The sequence below is a fragment of the Streptomyces sp. NPDC037290 genome, assembly GCF_055603245.1.
In genome coordinates, this window is the sequence record NZ_JBVJVZ010000005.1 from 531,930 (window position 1) to 550,963 (window position 19,034).

The 19,034-nt window shown below is 70.4% G+C and carries 20 protein-coding genes and 1 tRNA gene; 7 read left to right on the forward strand and 14 right to left on the reverse strand.

All coding sequences use genetic code 11. The features are described 5' to 3' along the window. Positions 1–3: 3 nt before the first annotated feature. Both ACZ7HQ_RS21155 and ACZ7HQ_RS21160 read left to right on the forward strand, forming a co-directional pair. On the forward strand, positions 4–456 hold the full coding sequence (locus ACZ7HQ_RS21155) for a hypothetical protein (RefSeq protein ID WP_470991857.1): 453 nt from the start codon (positions 4–6) through the stop codon (positions 454–456). 410 nt (positions 457–866) lie between these two features. After that, complete coding sequence (locus ACZ7HQ_RS21160) at positions 867–1,634, forward strand: LuxR C-terminal-related transcriptional regulator (RefSeq protein WP_470991860.1); 768 nt, start codon at positions 867–869, stop codon at positions 1,632–1,634. Here ACZ7HQ_RS21160 and tamR read toward each other — a convergent pair. Further along, on the reverse strand, positions 1,593–2,090 hold the full coding sequence (gene tamR, locus ACZ7HQ_RS21165; RefSeq protein WP_069780386.1) for a MarR family transcriptional regulator TamR: 498 nt from the start codon (positions 2,088–2,090) through the stop codon (positions 1,593–1,595). The genes ACZ7HQ_RS21160 and tamR overlap by 42 nt on opposite strands. A gap of 103 nt (positions 2,091–2,193) precedes the next feature. Here tamR and ACZ7HQ_RS21170 point away from each other — a divergent pair, with 103 nt between their 5' ends. Together ACZ7HQ_RS21170 and ACZ7HQ_RS21175 are read left to right on the forward strand one after the other, a co-directional pair. Further along, positions 2,194–3,006, forward strand: coding sequence for a trans-aconitate 2-methyltransferase (locus ACZ7HQ_RS21170; protein WP_470991863.1), 813 nt, complete (start codon positions 2,194–2,196; stop codon positions 3,004–3,006). 2 nt (positions 3,007–3,008) lie between these two features. Continuing rightward, on the forward strand, positions 3,009–3,368 hold the full coding sequence (locus ACZ7HQ_RS21175) for a VOC family protein (RefSeq protein WP_470991865.1): 360 nt from the start codon (positions 3,009–3,011) through the stop codon (positions 3,366–3,368). Here ACZ7HQ_RS21175 and ACZ7HQ_RS21180 read toward each other — a convergent pair. The 3 genes from ACZ7HQ_RS21180 to ACZ7HQ_RS21190 are packed head-to-tail and all read right to left on the reverse strand — an operon-like array spanning position 3,317 to position 5,517. Beyond that, on the reverse strand, positions 3,317–3,808 hold the full coding sequence (locus ACZ7HQ_RS21180) for a hypothetical protein (RefSeq protein ID WP_470991868.1): 492 nt from the start codon (positions 3,806–3,808) through the stop codon (positions 3,317–3,319). The genes ACZ7HQ_RS21175 and ACZ7HQ_RS21180 overlap by 52 nt on opposite strands. A 30-nt stretch (positions 3,809–3,838) precedes the next feature. After that, entirely contained in the window at positions 3,839–4,516 is a 678-nt protein-coding gene (locus tag ACZ7HQ_RS21185; RefSeq protein ID WP_470991871.1) for a TetR family transcriptional regulator, read from the reverse strand. Next, on the reverse strand, positions 4,513–5,517 hold the full coding sequence (locus ACZ7HQ_RS21190; protein WP_470991873.1) for an acyl-CoA desaturase: 1,005 nt from the start codon (positions 5,515–5,517) through the stop codon (positions 4,513–4,515). The genes ACZ7HQ_RS21185 and ACZ7HQ_RS21190 overlap by 4 nt, the downstream gene beginning before the upstream one ends. Positions 5,518–5,820: 303 nt before the next feature. On the opposite strand from ACZ7HQ_RS21190, the gene ppc reads away from it, so the two are divergent. Beyond that, positions 5,821–8,553 carry a phosphoenolpyruvate carboxylase gene (ppc, locus tag ACZ7HQ_RS21195; protein WP_470991876.1) on the forward strand — a complete coding sequence of 911 codons (2,733 nt, stop codon included), beginning with the start codon at positions 5,821–5,823 and terminating at the stop codon, positions 8,551–8,553. Positions 8,554–8,624: 71 nt separating this feature from the next. On the opposite strand, the gene ACZ7HQ_RS21200 is transcribed toward ppc, so the two are convergent. The 8 genes from ACZ7HQ_RS21200 to ACZ7HQ_RS21235 all read right to left on the reverse strand — a co-directional run bounded on the left by ACZ7HQ_RS21200 (position 8,625) and on the right by ACZ7HQ_RS21235 (position 15,160). Continuing rightward, complete coding sequence (locus tag ACZ7HQ_RS21200) at positions 8,625–9,320, reverse strand: LPXTG cell wall anchor domain-containing protein (RefSeq protein WP_470991879.1); 696 nt, start codon at positions 9,318–9,320, stop codon at positions 8,625–8,627. 137 nt (positions 9,321–9,457) lie between these two features. Then, positions 9,458–9,961, reverse strand: a complete 504-nt coding sequence (locus ACZ7HQ_RS21205; protein ID WP_470991883.1) for a hypothetical protein — start codon at positions 9,959–9,961, stop codon at positions 9,458–9,460. Positions 9,962–10,013: 52 nt separating this feature from the next. Further along, positions 10,014–10,616, reverse strand: coding sequence for an aminoacyl-tRNA hydrolase (gene pth, locus ACZ7HQ_RS21210; protein ID WP_470991886.1), 603 nt, complete (start codon positions 10,614–10,616; stop codon positions 10,014–10,016). Positions 10,617–10,688: 72 nt separating this feature from the next. Next, a complete protein-coding gene (locus ACZ7HQ_RS21215; protein WP_470991889.1) occupies positions 10,689–11,285 on the reverse strand; it encodes a 50S ribosomal protein L25/general stress protein Ctc in 597 nt (198 codons plus the stop codon). Between the two features lie 200 nt (positions 11,286–11,485). Beyond that, positions 11,486–12,466 (reverse strand): ribose-phosphate diphosphokinase, encoded by a 981-nt coding sequence (locus ACZ7HQ_RS21220; protein WP_351247694.1) that lies wholly within the window; start codon positions 12,464–12,466, stop codon positions 11,486–11,488. Between the two features lie 153 nt (positions 12,467–12,619). Further along, a complete protein-coding gene (gene glmU / locus ACZ7HQ_RS21225; RefSeq protein ID WP_470991893.1) occupies positions 12,620–14,068 on the reverse strand; it encodes a bifunctional UDP-N-acetylglucosamine diphosphorylase/glucosamine-1-phosphate N-acetyltransferase GlmU in 1,449 nt (482 codons plus the stop codon). A gap of 131 nt (positions 14,069–14,199) precedes the next feature. Then, positions 14,200–14,274, reverse strand: a tRNA-Gln gene (locus ACZ7HQ_RS21230). Between the two features lie 28 nt (positions 14,275–14,302). Continuing rightward, positions 14,303–15,160 carry a hypothetical protein gene (locus ACZ7HQ_RS21235; protein WP_470991896.1) on the reverse strand — a complete coding sequence of 286 codons (858 nt, stop codon included), beginning with the start codon at positions 15,158–15,160 and terminating at the stop codon, positions 14,303–14,305. A gap of 166 nt (positions 15,161–15,326) precedes the next feature. On the opposite strand from ACZ7HQ_RS21235, the gene ACZ7HQ_RS21240 reads away from it, so the two are divergent. Continuing rightward, on the forward strand, positions 15,327–16,628 hold the full coding sequence (locus tag ACZ7HQ_RS21240) for a sensor histidine kinase (protein WP_470991899.1): 1,302 nt from the start codon (positions 15,327–15,329) through the stop codon (positions 16,626–16,628). A 16-nt stretch (positions 16,629–16,644) separates the two neighbouring features. Here the strand turns inward: ACZ7HQ_RS21240 and ACZ7HQ_RS21245 are convergent, their stop codons facing one another. Together ACZ7HQ_RS21245 and ACZ7HQ_RS21250 are read right to left on the reverse strand one after the other, a co-directional pair. After that, positions 16,645–17,175 (reverse strand): SUKH-3 domain-containing protein, encoded by a 531-nt coding sequence (locus ACZ7HQ_RS21245; protein WP_470991902.1) that lies wholly within the window; start codon positions 17,173–17,175, stop codon positions 16,645–16,647. Between the two features lie 51 nt (positions 17,176–17,226). Further along, a complete protein-coding gene (locus tag ACZ7HQ_RS21250; protein WP_470991905.1) occupies positions 17,227–17,742 on the reverse strand; it encodes a YwqJ-related putative deaminase in 516 nt (171 codons plus the stop codon). 275 nt (positions 17,743–18,017) lie between these two features. Here ACZ7HQ_RS21250 and ACZ7HQ_RS21255 point away from each other — a divergent pair, with 275 nt between their 5' ends. Beyond that, on the forward strand, positions 18,018–19,028 hold the full coding sequence (locus tag ACZ7HQ_RS21255; protein WP_470991908.1) for an SMI1/KNR4 family protein: 1,011 nt from the start codon (positions 18,018–18,020) through the stop codon (positions 19,026–19,028). The last annotated feature ends 6 nt before the right edge of the window (positions 19,029–19,034 follow it).

The window sequence follows — 19,034 nt, forward strand, 5'->3', positions numbered from 1 at the left end:
CTGATGGAGGACGACGAGATACGGGCCCGGTTCGACGGGCGGGGGCACGTCGAGATCCGGGGTCCGGTGTCCGTGAAGGCTCGTGCCGAGGAGATCGCGCATGCGCTCGGGTACCGGCTGATCGCCACGGAGGAGTCGCGCGGCGCGGGCCTCGCGTTCGGGTACCGCGGTCCGCTCAGTGTGCGGCTGGTCTTCCGGCGCGACGACGATCCCCGGGCCCGCCGCCGGGCCGCGCGGAGCATCGAGCGGCTGCGAGCGGGCGGCCCCGTGCTCGCGGACGACGAACCGCCGCCACCGCCCCCGCCGGCCCCGGCTCCGCCCCTCGTCCCCCGGCCGCCGGCATCCCGCCCCCGGTGTCCGACGGAACCCCCGCCGCCTCCGCCCGCCCCGCAGGCCCCGCGCGCCCCCCGGATCCCGCCCCGGCCGGCCTACCCGCCGGGCGGCACCGCTCAGTAGGAGTGGGGGTTGCCGTCCGGCCGCGCCCGAGCCCTTCACCCCGGTGACGCCCGCGCCTACGCCACCGGCGGCTGTCCATGCCGAACCCGGCTGGATGATCATGCGATGGACATAACAGGCCCCCATACGAAACACAGGGCACACCAAAAACACGCCGGACGGGCAGTTCTGCAAATCCGCTTCCGCTGCGTGCTCCCGTCCGTACTCTGAGGAACAGCACCGGTGGGGGCCGGTGCCTGATCAGGGGGCGAGACAGGCGGGTGCGGCACCCGCGGTGGGGGTAGCAGTTCCGCGACGGCGGCGGCCGTGCGGCGTGCGTCCCTTCCGTGGGATGCCGTACCCGCGCGGGGCGGCCCTTTCCGGACCTTGGTTGTCCCCTGCTCCGCGCGGAGCCTGGGGAAGGGGGTTACGTGGTTCGTATCCGAGTCCTGGTCGTGGACGACCACCGCATCTTCGCCGAGTCGCTCGCCGCCGCGCTGGCCGCCGAGCCGGACGTCGAGGTCTTCGCCGCCGGCAGCGGCCCCGCCGCGCTGCGCTGCCTGGAGCGGGCGGCCGCTGAGGGCCGTCGTTACGACGTCCTCCTGGTCGACGCCGACCTGGGCGCCGGCATGCCCGGCACCCGCCCGCCCGTGCCGGTGCAGGACGGCAACGAGGAGGGGCTGGTCGACGGGATCTCGCTCGTCGCGGGGGTCCGGGCCGCACAGCCCGGCGTGCGCAGCGTCGTACTGGCGGAGAAGGACGACCCCCGGCGTGCGGCGCTCGCGCTGCAGGCCGGCGCCTCGGGCTGGGTCGCCAAGGACTGCTCGCTGTCCCGGCTGCTGTCGGTGATCCGTGGCGTGCTGCGCGACGAGACCCATCTGCCGCCCGCCCTGCTCACCGGCGTGCTCAGAGAGCTGACGGCCGCGCGCCGGCACCGCACCGAGAGCGAGCGGCTCGTCGAGTCGCTCACCCCGCGCGAGCGGGAGGTGCTGCGCTGCATGGTCGCGGGGCTGGGCAGGAAGGCCGTCGCCGAGCGGCTGTTCCTGTCCCCGCACACCGTGCGCACCCATATGCAGAACGTCCTCGGCAAGCTGGGCGTCCACTCGACGCTGGCCGCCGTCGCCCTCGCCCGCCGCGCGGGGGTCGGGCCGGCCGACCTAGCCGGGGATGTTGTCGAACGGGGCGGTCAACTGGCGTAGGAGGCCGGCGAGTTCCGCGCGCTGGGCGCGGGACAGCTCGGCGAGGATCGCCCGCTCCTGCTCCAGCAGGCCCGCGAGTGCCTGGTCCGCGCGGTCCCGGCCGGTGTCGGTCAGCCGCACCAGCACACCCCGCCGGTCGCTCGGGTCGGGCAGCCGCTCCACCAGGCCCTTCTTGGCCAGGCGGTCGATGCGGTTGGTCATGGTGCCCGACGTGACCAGGGTCTGGGTCAGCAGCTGGCCGGGGGAGAGCTGGTACGGCGTGCCCGCGCGCCGCAGCGCGGTCAGCACGTCGAACTCCCAGGGCTCCAGCTGATGCTCGGCGAAGGCGAGCCGGCGTGCACGGTCCAGGTGCCGGGCGAGTCGGCTCACCCGGCTGAGCACTTCCAGCGGCTCCACGTCGAGGTCCGGACGCTCCCGGCGCCACGCTGCGACCAGCCGATCGACCTCGTCCTCCATGGAGATCAGTGTAGTGGTTGTGTCGACATGAAGTCTCTTGGAGTCGAGTTTCTTGAGATGAAGTCTCTTGACATCGAGATAAGTGGCGGGGAAAGTGGCAGACATGACAACTCCACTCTGGGACCCCAGCCAGTACCTGCGGCACGCCGGTCACCGGGCCCGTCCCTTCACCGACCTCCTCGCCCGGATCCCCGACCCGCGCGGCGACCAGCCCCGCATCGCCGACCTGGGCTGCGGCCCCGGCAACGTCACCGTCCTGCTCACCCGGCGCTGGCCCGCCGCCCACGTCACCGGCTACGACAACTCGCCCGAGATGCTCGACACAGCCCACACCGAGCACGAGGGCCCCACCGCCGGAGGCGGCCGGCTGGACTTCGCCCCCGCCGACGTCCGTACCTGGACACCCCAGGAGCCCCACGACCTGATCGTCTCCAACGCCACCCTGCAGTGGGTGCCGGGGCACGCCGACCGCTTCGCCGACTGGATCGCCGCCCTCGGACCGGGCGGCGCCCTCGCCTTCCAGGTGCCCGACAACATCGACGCCCCGCTGCACGCCCTGATGCGCGAACTCGCCGGCACACCCCGCTGGAAGTCCCGCCTCGCCGACGTCCTGCGCCACACCGACTCCGTGCTCACCCCCGCCGACTACCTGGACCGCCTCGCCCGCCTCGGCTGCGCGACCGACGTGTGGCAGACGACGTACTTCCACGTCCTCACCGGCGAGGACCCGGTCCTGGACTGGGTGAAGGGCACCGGACTGCGGCCCGCCCTGACCGCCCTCGCCGACGACCCCGAGGCCAGGGACGCGTTCCTCACCGAGTACCGGGACCTGCTGCGGCAGGCCTACCCGAGCGCCCCGTACGGCACCGTCCTGCCCTTCCGCAGGCTGTTCGCCGTCGCCGTGAAGGAGGCCTGAGGATGCTGGTCGCGGTCGACCATGTGCAGCTGGCGGCGCCGCCCGGGTCGCAGGACGCGCTGCGGGCGTACTACGCCGACGTCCTGGGGATGACGGAGATCCCGAAGCCGCCGGTGCTCGCGGCCCGCGGGGGCTGCTGGTTCGAGGCGGGCTCCGTCCGGCTCCACCTGGGCATCGAGGAGGACTTCCGCCCGGCGAAGAAGGCCCACCCCGGGCTGCGGGTGACGGACATCGAGGCCTACGCGGCCCGGCTCACCGCCAAGGGCGCCGAGGTGACCTGGGACGACGGCCTCCCCGGCCATCTGCGCTTCTACTCGCAGGACCCCGTCGGCAACCGCCTGGAGTTCCTCCAGTCCCGGTAGCTGATCTGCGTCCACTTGGCGAACACCACCGCGAACGCGAGCGGGATCAGCGGGGAGAGCGCGCGGCCCGCCCTGTTCCAGCCGCCCTGGTCGACCGGCACCCAGGTCCCCCAGGGCTCCTGGGCCACCTGCACGGGCATGAAGAGGGGGTACGACGTGAAGCCGGTCGCGGTGATCCGGCGCGTGCGGCCGCCGGAGGCCGCCTGCCCCGTGCAGTCCCAGTCGCTGCCCGTGGTGCCGCCGCGCGAGGTGGTCGAGGGGGCGGTCGTCCAGCAGTGCGTGGTCCGCATGGCCAGCGGCTGCCCCATCAGCCCGAGGTGCCCGACGGCCGAACCGGCCATATAGCCGGTGAGGGCGAACAGTCCGGCGGCCAGCACCCCGCACACGACCGTCCCCCACGCCTGCTGCCGCCTCGTACGGACCCTCCGCTGCCAAGCCACCGGGCGATCGTACGCCGGGGCCCACGAGGCCTACGCCTTGCGGTGCCCTATCAGCCGGGGCTTCTGCTCCAGCCCGTCCAGCCCGTGCCACGCCAGGTTCACCAGATGCGCCGCGACCTCCGCCTTCTTCGGGCGGCGCACGTCCAGCCACCACTGCCCGGTCAGCGCGACCATGCCCACCAGCGCCTGCGCGTACAGCGGGGCCAGCTTCGGATCGAAGCCCCGGCTCTTGAACTCGCGGCCCAGGATGTCCTCCACCTGGGTGGCGATGTCGGAGATGAGGGAGGCGAAGGAGCCCGTGGACTGCGGGATGGGGGAGTCACGGACCAGGATGCGGAAGCCGTCCGTGTACTCCTCGATGTAGTCCAGCAGCGCGAACGCGGCCTGCTCGCACAGCTCGCGGGGATGGCCGGCCGTCAGCGAGCTGGTCACCATCTCCAGCAGGCGCCGCATCTCGCGGTCCACCACAACCGCGTACAGACCCTCCTTGCCGCCGAAGTGCTCGTACACCACCGGCTTGGACACCCCGGCCTTCGCCGCGATCTCCTCCACCGAGGTGCCCTCGAAGCCCTTCGCCGCGAACAGGGTGCGACCGATCTCCAGCAGCTGCTGGCGGCGCTCGGCGCCGGTCATCCGGGTCCGGCGGGCCCGCCGGGGTTTGTCGTTGCTGGAGGTGCTGCTGGAGTCGGTCGCCACGGCGTCAATCATGCCGCCTTCGCCGTCTCCTTCCGGCGCCGGGAGCCGTCCTGGCCGGTGTTCCGGCGCGAATCGATACGGGAGCGTGACGGCCAGCGCACGTCGTACGCCCAGCCGAACTTCTCGAAGATGCGAATGAACCGGGCCGAGGAGTCGATCTGGCCGCGCATCACGCCGTGCCGCGCCGAGGTCGGGTCGGCGTGGTGCAGGTTGTGCCAGGACTCACCGCACGACAGCACGGCCAGCCACCACACGTTGCCCGAGCGGTCCCGTGACTTGAACGGCCGCTTGCCCACCGCGTGACAGATCGAGTTGATCGACCACGTCACATGGTGCAACAGCGCCACCCGCACGAGTGAACCCCAGAAGAACGCCGTGACCGCGCCCCACCAGGTCATCGTCACCAGCCCGCCGATCAGCGCCGGCGCCAGCAGCGATACGACCGTCCACACCACGAACTGGCGGGAGATCGCCCGGATCGCCGGGTCCTTGATCAGGTCCGGCGCGTACTTGTCCTGCGGGGTCTGCTCCTCGTCGAACATCCAGCCGATGTGAGCCCACCACAGGCCCTTCATCAGCGCCGGCAGCGTCTCCCCGAACCGCCAGGGGGAGTGCGGGTCGCCCTCCGCGTCGGAGAACTTGTGGTGCTTGCGGTGATCGGCCACCCAGCGCACCAGCGGGCCCTCGACCGCCAGCGACCCCATGACCGCCAGCGCGATCCGCAGAGGCCGCTTCGCCTTGAACGAACCGTGGGTGAAGTACCGGTGGAAACCGATCGTGATGCCGTGGCACCCCAGGAAGTAGAAGAACACCAGCAGGCCCAGATCGAGCCAGCTCACCCCCCAGCCCCAGGCCAGCGGCACAGCCGCCACGAGCGCCAGGAACGGCACGGTGATGAACAAAAGCAGCGTGATCTGCTCGATCGAACGCTTCTGCTCGCCACCCAGCGTGGCGGACGGGGTCGTGTCGTCGGCCTTACGGGCTGCTTCGATCACATCGGAACTTGAGGTCATGCGCGTCCCCTGTGGGGTCGAGGGTCGAGACAGATGCCGGGCTGCCGGGACCGGACGGGACTCGACGGTACTTCCCTACGGTTCCGTAACCTACGGCTTCGTAAGTATGGCAGCGTGTCGTGCGGCGGCAAGAGCCCCACGGCCTGCGCGTCCACATGGACACCTATCCTTGAACTCGGTCGGACAGCGCGGTCCGCTGAAGTTTCCTTCCCGGACACTCCGGCCCGTATGCGGCACCCGCCGCCCGGCAGCCGGCCGGGTTCCCCTCCCAGACGAGCTTCAACACTGCAAGGAGCCGCACCTGTGAGCAGTGCCGACGACCAGACCACCACGACCAGCAGCGAGCTGCGCGCCGACATCCGCCGGCTGGGTGATCTCCTGGGCGAGACCCTCGTCCGGCAGGAGGGCCCCGAGCTCCTCGACCTGGTCGAGAAGGTCCGCCGCCTCACCCGCGAGGACGGCGAGGCCGCCGCCGAGCTGCTGCGCGGCACCGAACTGGAGACCGCGGCCAAGCTGGTCCGTGCCTTCTCCACCTACTTCCACCTCGCCAACGTCACCGAACAGGTGCACCGCGGCCGTGAACTGCGCGCCCGGCGCGCCGCCGAGGGCGGCCTCCTCGCCCGCACCGCCGACCGGCTCAAGGACGCCGACCCCGAGCACCTCAGGCAGACCGTCCAGAACCTCAACGTCCGCCCGGTGTTCACGGCACACCCCACCGAGGCCGCGCGCCGCTCGGTCCTCAACAAGCTCCGGCGCATCGCCGCGCTCCTGGAGACCCCCGTCCAGGGCTCCGACCGCCGCCGCCACGACATCCGCCTCGCCGAGAACATCGACCTGGTGTGGCAGACCGACGAACTGCGCGTCGTCCGCCCCGAACCCGCCGACGAGGCCCGCAACGCCATCTACTACCTCGACGAACTCCACGCGAACGCCGTCGGTGACGTCCTGGAGGACCTCACCGCGGAACTGGAGCGCGTCGGCGTCCGGCTCCCCGACGACGCCCGGCCGCTGACCTTCGGCACCTGGATCGGCGGCGACCGCGACGGCAACCCCAACGTCACCCCCCAGGTCACCTGGGACGTCCTCATCCTCCAGCACGAGCACGGCATCAACGACGCCCTGGAGATGATCGACGAACTGCGCGGGCTGCTGTCCAACTCCATCCGCTACACCGGCGCCACCGAGGAGCTCCTCGAGTCCCTGCGTGAAGACCTGGAGCGGCTGCCCGAGATCAGCCCCCGCTACAAGCGCCTCAACGCCGAGGAGCCCTACCGGCTCAAGGCCACCTGCATCCGGCAGAAGCTGGAGAACACCAAGCAGCGCCTCGCCAAGGGCACCCCGCACGAAGCCGGCCGCGACTACCTCGGCACCGGCGAGCTGATCGGCGACCTGCGGATCATCCAGACCTCCCTGCGCGAACACCGCGGCGGCCTCCTCGCCGACGGCCGCCTGGCCCGCACCATCCGCACCCTCGCCGCCTTCGGCCTCCAGCTCGCCACCATGGACGTCCGCGAACACGCCGACGCCCACCACCACGCCCTCGGCCAGCTCTTCGACCGCCTCGGCGAGGAGTCCTGGCGCTACGCCGACATGCCCCGCGACTACCGCGCCAAGCTCCTCGCCAAGGAACTGCGCTCCCGCAGGCCGCTCGCCCCCACCCCGGCACCCGTCGACGCAGCAGGGCAGAAAACCCTCGGCGTCTTCGAAACCGTCAAGAAGGCCCTCGCGGTCTTCGGCCCCGAGGTCGTCGAGTCCTACATCATCTCCATGTGCCAGGGCGCCGACGACGTCTTCGCCGCCGCCGTCCTCGCCCGCGAGGCCGGACTCGTCGACCTCCACGCCGGCTGGGCGAAGATCGGCATCGTCCCCCTCCTGGAGACCACGGACGAGCTGAAGGCCGCCGACACGATCCTCGAGGACATGCTCTCCGACCCGTCCTACCGGCGCCTGGTCGCGCTGCGCGGCGACGTCCAGGAGGTCATGCTCGGCTACTCCGACTCCTCCAAGTTCGGCGGCATCACCACCAGCCAGTGGGAGATCCACCGCGCCCAGCGCCGGCTGCGCGACGTCGCCCACCGCTACGGCGTCCGCCTGCGCCTCTTCCACGGCCGCGGCGGCACCGTCGGCCGCGGCGGCGGCCCCTCCCACGACGCCATCCTCGCCCAGCCCTGGGGCACCCTGGAAGGCGAGATCAAGGTCACCGAACAGGGCGAGGTCATCTCCGACAAGTACCTCATCCCGTCCCTGGCCCGGGAGAACCTGGAACTGACCGTCGCGGCCACCCTCCAGGCCTCCGCCCTGCACACCGCACCCCGCCAGTCCGACGAGGCCCTGGCCCGCTGGGACGCCGCCATGGACGTCGTCTCCGATGCCGCCCACGCCGCCTACCGCCGGCTCGTCGAGGACCCCGACCTGCCGACGTACTTCCTCGCCTCCACGCCCGTCGACCAGCTCGCCGAGCTGCACCTGGGCTCGCGGCCCTCCCGCCGCCCCGGCTCGGGCGTCTCGCTCGACGGTCTGCGCGCCATCCCGTGGGTGTTCGGCTGGACCCAGTCCCGGCAGATCGTGCCCGGCTGGTTCGGCGTCGGCTCCGGCCTCAAGGCGCTGCGGGAAACCGGCCTGGACACCGTGCTCGGCGAGATGCACGAACAGTGGCACTTCTTCCGCAACTTCATCTCCAACGTCGAGATGACCCTCGCCAAGACCGACCTCAGGATCGCCCAGCACTACGTCGACACCCTCGTCCCCGACGAACTCAAGCACGTCTTCGACACCATCAGGGCCGAACACGAGCTGACCGTCCGCGAGGTCCTGCGGATCACCGGCGAGAGCGAACTCCTGGCCGCCCAGCCGGTGCTGAAGCAGACCTTCGCCATCCGCGACGCCTACCTGGACCCGATCTCCTACCTCCAGGTCACCCTGCTCAAGCGCCAGCGCGACGCGGCAGCCGCGGGCGCCGACCCCGACCCGCTGCTCTCCCGCGCCCTGCTCCTCACCGTCAACGGCGTGGCAGCCGGCCTGCGCAACACCGGCTGACCCGCTGACACACCGGTGCCCCCGAGGTCGTACGACCCCGGGGGCACCCGTGTGTACGCAGGCCTCAGCCGTTACGCCTTCCGGCGGCGGGCCACCAGGTAACCGCCCACACCGACCAGCGCCGCGGCACCGGCCGACAACAGGCCCACCGGAGCGCCGTTACCGGTCTCGGCGAGGCCGCCGCCGGCACTCTTGGCGGACGGGGAGGAGGACGGGGCCGCGGGGGACGACGAGCCCGACGCGGACGCACCCGGGGCCGCACCGGACGAAGCCGACGCAGAGGACGACGGCGAGGAGGCAGACGAAGGAGCCGACGACGGCGACACCGAGCCGGACGGCTTCCCGCCACCGCCCGCCGAACCCCCGCAGTCCGTCCAGAACACCTTGTGCTTGGCGGCGCCCTTCTCACCCTCGAAGTTCCAGAACAGCTTGTAGTGCCCGTCGGGCAGCGAGAGATCGCCCGTACGGCCGTGACCGTCCGCATCCAGGGCGATCGCCCCGGACTTCACGGTCGCGCCCTTCGTGGCGGCCGTTGGCGCCCACGCCTCGATGTGCCAGTCGACCTGCTGACCGCCGTCGAAGCCGAACGCATCCAGGTAGAACGTGCACACGTGCGGCTCGTTGCGGCGCAGCTCCTCGCCGGTCCGGGCATCGTGGATCTTGACCGTGCCATTGTCACCGGGGGCACTTGCATGGGCGGCCGGGGCGCACAGGAGCGCCGCCGCGACACCGGCGCTGAGCGCGCCGGCGCGAATGAGGGTACGCATGGGGCTGATCCATCTTCGAGTGGTGAACGGGGAAGATGTGGAGGGGGCGGTACAGCTTCCGGCCACGCCTGACAGCCGGTCAAGCACGAAAAGGCAACGCACAGACCCCCCACAGACGTGAAGAACGCCCCAACCCCTCACAGGGTCACGAAGGAAGCCGTCAGCAACGCGACCCCCGCCCCCGCCAGCACCCACGCCGGCCGGGTCGCCCGCAGACCACCCGCGACCACCACCGACGCCAGCAGCAGCGCACCACCCAGCGGTACCCAGGCGTACAGAATCCCAGCCGGCCCGGACCGCACCGCGTCATCCGTCCCCGGCTTCAGCACCACGTCGTAGGTCAGCCCCTTGCGCACCGCGACCGACCGCTCGACGGCCACCCGCGCCCGCGCCCTCGCCCCCGCCGACACCGGCGTGAACGGGCCCGTGCACGTGTCCCCGTCGCAGCGGGTCACCTTGAGCGTGCCACGCTCACGGCCCTTGGTCAGCATCACGTGCTGCGCGGTCCCCCAGGAACCCCACACCCCGCAGAAGAGGATCAGTGCGGCGAGCGCACCCGTCGCCGCGACCCGCCCGAACCGCAACGCGGTCACGGAGGCCTGGCGAGCGGTGGTGGCAGTGGCAGGCATGGCCGGGATCATTGGCCATAGCGCCGCGACCGGTCAACTCACCCGGGAACCAAAGCCGTACAAGTCACGAGTTGTACGTGCCCTGCGACCGCTCCAGCCCCTCCGTCACCAGACACTCCACCGCGTCCGCCGCACGGTCCACGAAGTAGTCCAGCTCCTTGCGCTCCGCCGACGAGAAGTCCTTCAGCACGAAGTCCGCCACCTGCATACGACCGGGAGGCCGCCCGATCCCGAACCGCACCCGGTGATACGCCGGCCCCATCGCCTTCGTCATCGACTTCAGACCGTTGTGCCCGTTGTCACCGCCGCCCAGCTTCAGCCGCAGCGTCCCGTAGTCGATGTCCAGCTCGTCATGCACGGCCACGACGTTCGCCACCGGCACCTTGTAGAAGTCCTTCAACGCGTTCACCGGACCACCGGACAGGTTCATGTACGACATCGGCTTGGCCAGCACCACCCGGCGGCTGCCCGGTCCCGCCGGACCGATCCGCCCCTCCAGCACCTGCGCCTGCGCCTTGCCCGCCCGCTTGAACTTCCCCCCGATCCGCTCCGCGAGCAGGTCGGCCACCATGAAACCGACGTTGTGCCGGTTCATGGCGTACTCCGGCCCGGGGTTGCCGAGCCCGACGATCAGCCAGGGATCACTGGCGGGGGTGGTCACGTCCATGTCTCCTTGATACGCGCCAGCCGCCGCTCCCCGCGAGGGAAGCGGCGGCTGAACCGATGACGACGGCGAGGATCAGGCCTCAGCGGCCTCTTCGCCCTCGGCGGCCGCTTCACCCTCGGTCTCCTCGGCCTGCGCGGCCAGGACCTGCAGGACGACGGCGTCCTCCTCGACGGCCAGCGTGGTGCCGGACGGGAGCGGGATGTCCTTGGCGAGGATGGAGGCACCGGCCTCCAGGCCCTCGACGGAGACCGTGACGGCCTCGGGGATGTGCGTGGCCTCGGCCTCGACCGGCAGCGCGTTCAGGACGTGCTCCAGCAGGTTGCCGCCCGGGGCCAGCTCGCCCTCGGCGTGCACCGGAACCTCGACCGTGACCTTCTCGCCACGCTTGACCAGCAGCAGGTCCACGTGCTCCAGGAAGCCCTTCAGCGGGTCACGCTGCACGGCCTTCGGGATCGCCAGCTCGTTGGTCTTGCCGTCGATGTCCAGCGAGATCAGGACGTTCGGCGTACGCAGCGCCAGCAGCAGGTCGTGACCCGGCAGGGTCAGGTGCAGCGGCTCGGAACCGTGGCCGTACAGAACACCCGGAACCTTGTTGTCACGGCGGATACGACGGGCCGCACCCTTGCCGAACTCGGTACGGGTCTCGGCGGAGAGCTTCACCTCGGACATATTGATCACTCCTCGTAGAACTCGGAACGGACGTGGTCACCCGGCCACGAACGGCCTGCTACGAAGAGCGCGTCGATAACGGACCGCCGTACCACACGAGTACGGCCTCCCTCGCCGAGCAACTGCAGCAGTCTACTCGGAGGGGGAGGCCGTACCCAAAAGGATCTTCGGCTAGCGCCTGTTCAGGGCCCGCAGAAACCTCACTGCTCGTCGAAGAGGCTGGTCACCGAGCCGTCCTCGAACACCTCACGCACCGCGCTCGCAATCGTCGGAGCGATCGACAGCACCGTGATCTTGTCCAGATCCCGCCCCAGCTCCGCCGGCGTCGGCAGCGTGTTCGTGAACACGAACTCACTCACCCGGGAGTTCTTCAACCGGTCCGCGGCAGGACCCGACAGCACACCGTGCGTGGCCGTGACGATCACGTCCTCCGCACCATGCGCGAACAGCGCGTCAGCAGCGGCGCAGATCGTCCCACCCGTGTCGATCATGTCGTCGACCAGGACACACACGCGGCCCTTGACCTCACCCACGACCTCGTGGACGGTCACCTGGTTCGCCACGTCCTTGTCACGACGCTTGTGCACGATCGCCAGCGGCGCACCGAGCCGGTCACACCACCGGTCCGCCACCCGCACACGCCCCGCGTCCGGCGACACGACCGTCAGCTTGTTCCGGTCCACCTTGTCACCCACGTAGTCCGCGAGCAGCGGCAGCGCGAACAGGTGGTCCACCGGACCGTCGAAGAAGCCCTGGATCTGGTCCGTGTGCAGATCCACGGTCAGGATCCGGTCCGCACCCGCCGTCTTCATCAGGTCGGCGATCAGACGCGCCGAAATCGGTTCACGGCCCCGGTGCTTCTTGTCCTGCCGCGCGTAACCGTAGAACGGCACGATCACCGTGATGGAACGCGCCGACGCACGCTTCAGCGCGTCGATCATGATCAGCTGCTCCATGATCCACTGGTTGATCGGAGCCGTGTGGCTCTGGATCACGAAGCAGTCCGCACCACGAGCCGACTCCTGGTAACGGACGTAGATCTCACCGTTCGCGAAGTCGAAGGCCTTCGTCGGGACGACCCCGACACCCAGCTGCTGGGCGACCTCCTCGGCAAGCTCGGGGTGGGCGCGGCCGGAGAAGAACATCAACTTCTTCTCGCCGGTCGTCTTGATCCCGGTCACAGCACTGTCTCCTCAGAGGTTGTCTCAGCCAGCCGGCTGCTCGGCGACCTCTCGGCTGGGCGTGAGAGGCCGTATCAGCTGGTAAGGGTGCGGGCGCACACGTGCGGATGTGCACTTATCACGGTACGCCGACTTTGCCGCACCCGTTTCCCGTCAGTCCTCGCTCCCACCCTCACGCGACGCCGCCTCAGCCGCCCGCGCAGCCGCGCTCCCCGGACGCTTACGAGCCACCCAACCCTCGATATTCCGCTGCTGGCCACGGGCCACGGCCAGCGAACCGGGCGGCACGTCCTTCGTGATCACGGACCCCGCGGCGGTGTAAGCACCGTCCCCGACCGTGACAGGAGCCACAAACATGTTGTCCGAACCCGTCCGGCAATGAGACCCCACCGTCGTGTGGTGCTTCTCCTGACCGTCGTAGTTCACGAACACACTCGCCGCGCCGATGTTCGAGTACTCACCGATCGTCGCGTCACCGACATACGACAGATGCGGCACCTTCGTGCCCTCACCGATCTTCGCGTTCTTCGTCTCGACGTACGTCCCGATCTTGCCCTTGGCACCCAGGCGCGTACCCGGCCGCAGATAGGCGTACGGCCCCACACTCGCCTCCGGGCCCACCACCGCACCGTCGGACACGGTGTTGTCCACCCGCGCCCCGGCGCCCACCCGCGTGTCCCTCAGCCGGCTGTTCGGACCCACCTCGGCACCCTCACCGACATGCGTGGACCCCAGGAGCTGCGTGCCCGGATGAACGACGGCGTCCCGCTCGAAGGAGACGGTCACATCCACCCAGGTCGTCGCCGGATCGACGACCGTGACCCCGTCCAGCATCGCCTGCGTCAGCAACCGGTCGTTGAGAATCCGGCGCGCCTCGGCCAGCTGCACCCGGTTGTTGATCCCGGCGATCTCCCGGTGATCGCCCGCCACGGACGCACCGACGCGGTGACCGGCCGCACGGAGGATCCCGAGCACATCCGTGAGGTACTCCTCACCCTGGCTGTTGTCCGTCCGCACCTTCTTCAACGCGTCCGCCAGCAACACCCCGTCGAACGCGAACACCCCGCTGTTGATCTCCCGGATCGACCGCTGGGCGTCCGTGGCGTCCTTGTGCTCCACGATCGCGGTCACGGCACCCGTCGCCTCGTCCCGCACGATCCGGCCGTACCCGGTGGCGTCCGGCACCTCGGCGGTCAGCACGGTCACGGCGTTGCCGTCGGCGTGGTGGGTCTCGGCGAGCCGCTTGAGGGTGCCGGCGGTCAGGAGGGGCGTGTCCCCGCACACGACCACCACGGTCCCGTCCACGGCCCCGCCCAGCTCCTCCAGGCCCATCCGTACCGCGTGCCCCGTGCCGTTCTGCTCGGCCTGCACGGCGGTCCTCGTGGCCGGGTCGATCTCATTCAGATGCGCGGCGACCTGCTCACGGGCGTGTCCCACGACGACGACCAGGTTCTGCGGGGCCAACTCACGGGCGGCGGCCAGCACATGGCCCACGAGGGAACGGCCACAGATCTCGTGCAGGACCTTCGGTGTGGCCGACTTCATACGGGTGCCCTCACCCGCTGCGAGAACGACGACGGCTGCCGGGCGGATGGCGCTCACGGGGTTGCCCTTCGGCTGTGGGTGAGTGGGGATGACAGCCGCAGGATACCGGGGGGACCTCTGGCGGACATGAGAGCGGGCCCTGACGGGGCTTTCGCCGGTCAGGGCCCGAACTCAAGGTTTGTGTGCTGTGGCTCCCCTGCCAGGACTCGAACCTGGAACAAATCATCCAAAGTGACCCGTGTTGCCGATTACACCACAGGGGAGTGTATTGCGCCCGGAGCGGACATTTGATCAGCCGGCTGAGGTCGCGGCACCTACTATGCCGTACCACCAGCCTTCGATGCGACGGTACAGATCCGCTCCCTGTCGCACTTTGATTCCGAGGCACCCCCGATAGGTGGCGCCGGTGTTCTTGCGTACGGTCGCGGGGTTGTGTTTCTTGAGGATGGTCTTGCCGAGCAGTGCCCTGTCGATGCCGACGAGGTCGGCCCAATAGCGCTCGGCCGCTTCGACATCTGCGGTTTCATGAATCATGACCCGGCAGTACAAGCGATCGCGTCCCACGTCCAGCAGGTCCAGCCAGGCGAGGAAGACCGAGATCATCCCTGGGTCGCTGTTGACGAACTCGACGCTCTCGCGGCGAGCGTGCGGCTTGTCCTTCGTCCCCTCGGCCCAGTACAGGGCGACGCCCGTGATGAAGAGCTCCCGATCCGTGAGGGTGCCGACCGCTGCTGCCGCTGCCTGCTTGGTGGCGGTCCGCTCGCGGTCCTGCGATGCCCGCAGCCTTGCCAACCCGGCGTTCATGCGTGCCCGCTGTTCCTCGGGGGTGCACTTGGGTTCGGGGTGCGGCAGATCGCGCACCCATAGGGAGACCGAACTCTTGGAGCAGCCGAGTTCCGCCTGGATCGCGTTGTAAGTCCAGCCCTGGAGTCGTAGCTCCCGCGCCCTCTCGCGCAGTTCGTCCTTGGCGCGCGGGCGCTTCGTCCACTCCGGCGGCGGCTCGCCCTCGACGAGGCGTTGAAGGATCTCCTTGTTGTGAACCTGGAGCTCGTCGCGGATCTGGCGGAGGCTGTGGCCCGCCCGTCGCAGGGCGACCGCCCGCTCCCGTAAGCCCTCGAGGTCGGCGTACTTGCCGGGCGCGTGTGTCATACGCATACCGTCCGGCCGGAATGATCCGTTCCGGGGCCGGACGGGAACGGTTCACCAGTTCGAGGGATACCGGTGGGTTTCGAGGTCGTTCGGTTACGCAGTGTGGTGTGTGGCGGTAGGGAAAAGTCACCGGAAAAGGCCTGGCCGTCGCCCGTAGGCTGGAGGTATGACCACGACGGGGGAAGAGCGGACCGGGGCCTTGACCGGGCCCTGGTGGTGGGCCAGGTGGCGCAGTGCGGTGCTTGACGGGAGTCTCGCGCTGGTGTCGGCCGTGGAGTGCGGCGCGGAGGGGATTCCGTTCGCACGGGACGCGGGGATCCCGGTGGCGGTGGGTGTCGTTTTCGGGGTGATCGCCGGGTCCGTGTTGATCGTGCGGCGGAAGTGGCCCATCGCGGTCGTGCTGGTCGCCATCGCGATCACGCCCGCGCAGATGGGCTTTCTGCTGGGTGTCGTCGGCCTGTACACCCTCGCCGCGTGTGAGCTGCCGCGGCGCGTCATCGGGGCGCTGGCGGGGATGTCGCTGGTGGGGACGGCGGTGGTGACGTTCGTGCGGGTGCGGCAGGACATGGCGCGGGGTGACCTGACGCTGGGTGACTGGTTCGTGCCGTTCGCGGCGGTGACGACGGCGTTGGGGCTGACGGCTCCGCCGGTGCTGCTGGGGCTGTACGTGGGGGCGCGGCGGCGGTTGATGGAGAGCTTGCGGGAGCGGGCGGATTCGCTGGAGCGGGAGCTCCAGTTGCTCGCGGAGCGGGCGGAGGAGCGGGCCGAGTGGGCCAGGAACGAGGAGCGGACGCGGATCGCGCGGGAGATGCATGACGTGGTGGCTCACCGGGTGAGCCTGATGGTCGTGCATGCCGCGGCGCTTCAGGCGGTGGCCCGCAAGGATCCTGAGAAGGCGGTGCGGAACGCGGCGCTGGTGGGGGACATGGGCCGGCAGGCGTTGACCGAGTTGCGGGAGATGCTCGGGGTGCTGCGGGCGGGGGAGGACGTGGGCCGGCGGGCGCGGGGGGTGCCGTTGGCGGCGGTGCGGGAGGCTGCCGCGGCCGCGGCTTCGCGTGTGGCGGTGGAGGACGGGCCGTGTCTGTCGGAGCTGGAGGAGTTGGTCGGGCAGTCGGCGGCGGCGGGGATGGTCGTGGATCTGTCGGTGGAGGGGGAGGTGCGCTCGTACGCGGCTGAGGTCGAGCAGACGGCGTTCCGGGTGGTGCAGGAGGCGTTGACGAACGTCCACAAGCATGCGGCGGGGGCGAAGACGCATGTGCGGCTGGCGCATCGGGTGTCGGAGATCGCGATGCAGGTGGAGAACGAGCCGCCGCCGGAGCCGGGGTCGGCGTCGGCGGCGGGGTTGCCGTCGGGTGGGAACGGCCTGGTGGGGATGCGGGAGCGGGTCGCGGCGCTGGGTGGTGTGTTCGTGTCGGGGCCGACGGACGCGGGGGGTTTCCGGGTGTCGGCGGTGATTCCGGCGGCGTAGGCCTCGCGGGCGCGGGTCAGCCGGTGGTGAGGCGTACGGGTTCGATGCCGGTGATGAGGGCGGCGAGGGCGTGGTCGACGTCGGGGCCGACGTACCAGTCGCCGGTGTGGTCGAGGGTGTAGACGCGGCCTTCGGCGTCGATGGCGAGGGTGGCGGCGGTGTCGGTCTCTTCGCCGAGGGGGCAGAGTTCGGTGCCGAGGGCGCGGCCGAGGTCGCCGAGGGTGCGGGCGTGGTGGAGGCCGTGGAGGGGGTCGAGGTGGAGGGTGGCGGGGGCGATCTGGCGGCCGGGGCCGTTGGGGGTGATGGTGAGGCCGCCGAATTCGGCCCAGGCTTCCACGGCGGCGGGGAAGACGGTGTGCCGGTGTCCGGCGGGTGAGGTGTGCTCGCGCAGGGTGTCGGCCCAGATCTCTGCCTGCTTTATGTCCCAGCGTCCGGGTTGCCAGCCGGCGGCGCGCAGGGCGGCGTCGACGAGTACGGGGAAGCGGGATGGGGGTCCCCCCGGTCGAGCGGAGCCGAGACTGGGGGAGGATGTGCGGTCGGCGTGCATCGGCCCTTCGTTCGTCGAGCTTGCTGGTGTTACTGGTGTTGACGGGGGCTGTCAGCCGTCGGTTGCCGTCGGGTCGACGATGCGGACGCCGAAGTGGGCGCTGAGGGCGGTGCAGGCGCGGCAGGGGTGGGCGAAGCTGCCGTGGAGGGGGTCGCCGTCCTCGCGTATGCGGCGGGCGGTGAGTTTGGCGTGTTTGAGGGCTTTTCGGGCTTCGCTGTTGGTCATGGTCTTGCGGGCGGCACGTTTGCTGCGGGTGGCGTCGGCGGCGGCGATGTGCCGGGAGATGAGGATGGTTTCGGCGCAGCGGCCGGTGAAGCGGTCGCGTTCGCCGCTGGTGAGGGTGTCGAGGAAGTCCTGGACGAGGGGGTGCAGGGGTGGGGGCTGGTCGCCGCGTGCGGCGGTGCCGGTGAGGGTGGCGCCGCGGACGGAGAGGGCGGCGGCGACGGTGGGCAGGATGCCGTCGCGGCGGTGGCGGAGGGTGGGGGCGGGGGGTGTGTCGGTGCCGCTCCAGCCGATGCGTGGGTCGCCGGCCCGCACGTCGGTTCCTCCGGTTCGCAGGTTGTTCATGTTCGTCTTTCCCCTCCCCGGGTGTTCCCCGGCATCCCCCGAAGGACACAGGGTGCCAAATGCCGTGGCCGGTGCGGAAGCTGGGGCGGCGCGACACGCCCGGGGCGGGGGTGGGTGGTCACGGTGGGGTGACGCCTGGTCACGGAAGTGGAGGGGCGGTGTCCTCGGGGATGTGGTGGGCCGGTGACCGGGGTTCGCGTACCGCATAGGCTGTCGCCATCCGCGATCGACACCGCCGATTGAGGCCAGAGAGAACGCCGCAGGGGGCTACCGCCATGACGACAGGTCGGCTCGGGCAACAAGCCGCGCCGCCGAACGCGGCCTACGCCGGGCAGGTCGTGCATTTCCCGGATCCTGTCCGGGCGGCGCGTCACCCGAGAGGGGTACGGGTCGATGAGCATGGTTACCCGGATTTCTCTGCGTATGCGCGCGTGGCGGTGGAGATCGCCGAGCCGCCGGAGGGTTTCGGTGTCGACGAGCTGCGGCTGACGGACTATGTGTCGGCGAACGCGGCGCTGGCGGCGGCGGAGCACGAGTTGTGGGACACGGTGCCGGATGTGGCGACGCCGCACGGCTGGACGTGGCATCACGTGGTGGGTACGCGGCGGCTGGAGCTGATTCCGGTCGAGGTGAAGGCGTTGTTGCGGCATCACGGTGGTGTGGCGACGACGGCGGTGGACCACGGGAAGCGGGGGACGCGGCCGTTGCAGGAGACGCGGCCGGCGCATTTCGGGCTGCCGAAGTCGGGTGTGGCGGTGTCGGAGGCGCAGGTGCAGGGCGTCGAGGAGGACCTGGGCTACCGGCTTCCGGGTGCGTACCGCTCGTTCCTGAAGGCGGCGGGCGGCTGTGCGCCGGTGGGTACGGCGCTGGACGCCGAGTTGGGTCTGCTGGTGGACCAGCCGTTCTTCACGGTGCGGGACGAGGCGGCGGTCAATGACCTGGTGTACGTGAACAAGTGCCTGCGCGACCATCTGACGAAGGATTACCTCGGGGTGGCGTTCGTGCAGGGTGGGTTGCTCGCGGTGAAGGTGAAGGGCGAGCGGCTCGGTTCGGTGTGGTTCTGCGCGTACGACGATGTGCGCGATGTGGATCCTTCGTGGTCGCCGGCAGAGCGGGTGGAGCGTCTGCTGCTGCCGTGCGGTGAGGATTTCGACGGGTTCCTGTCGCGGTTGGCGGGGAGTCCGCCGGAGTTGGAGACCGTGGCGAATCTGATGGTCGACGGCGGTTTCGCCCGTGTCGTTCCGGTGTCCGCCGGCTCGGCGCCGTCCGGTCCGGTGGGGGAGTGAGCTTCA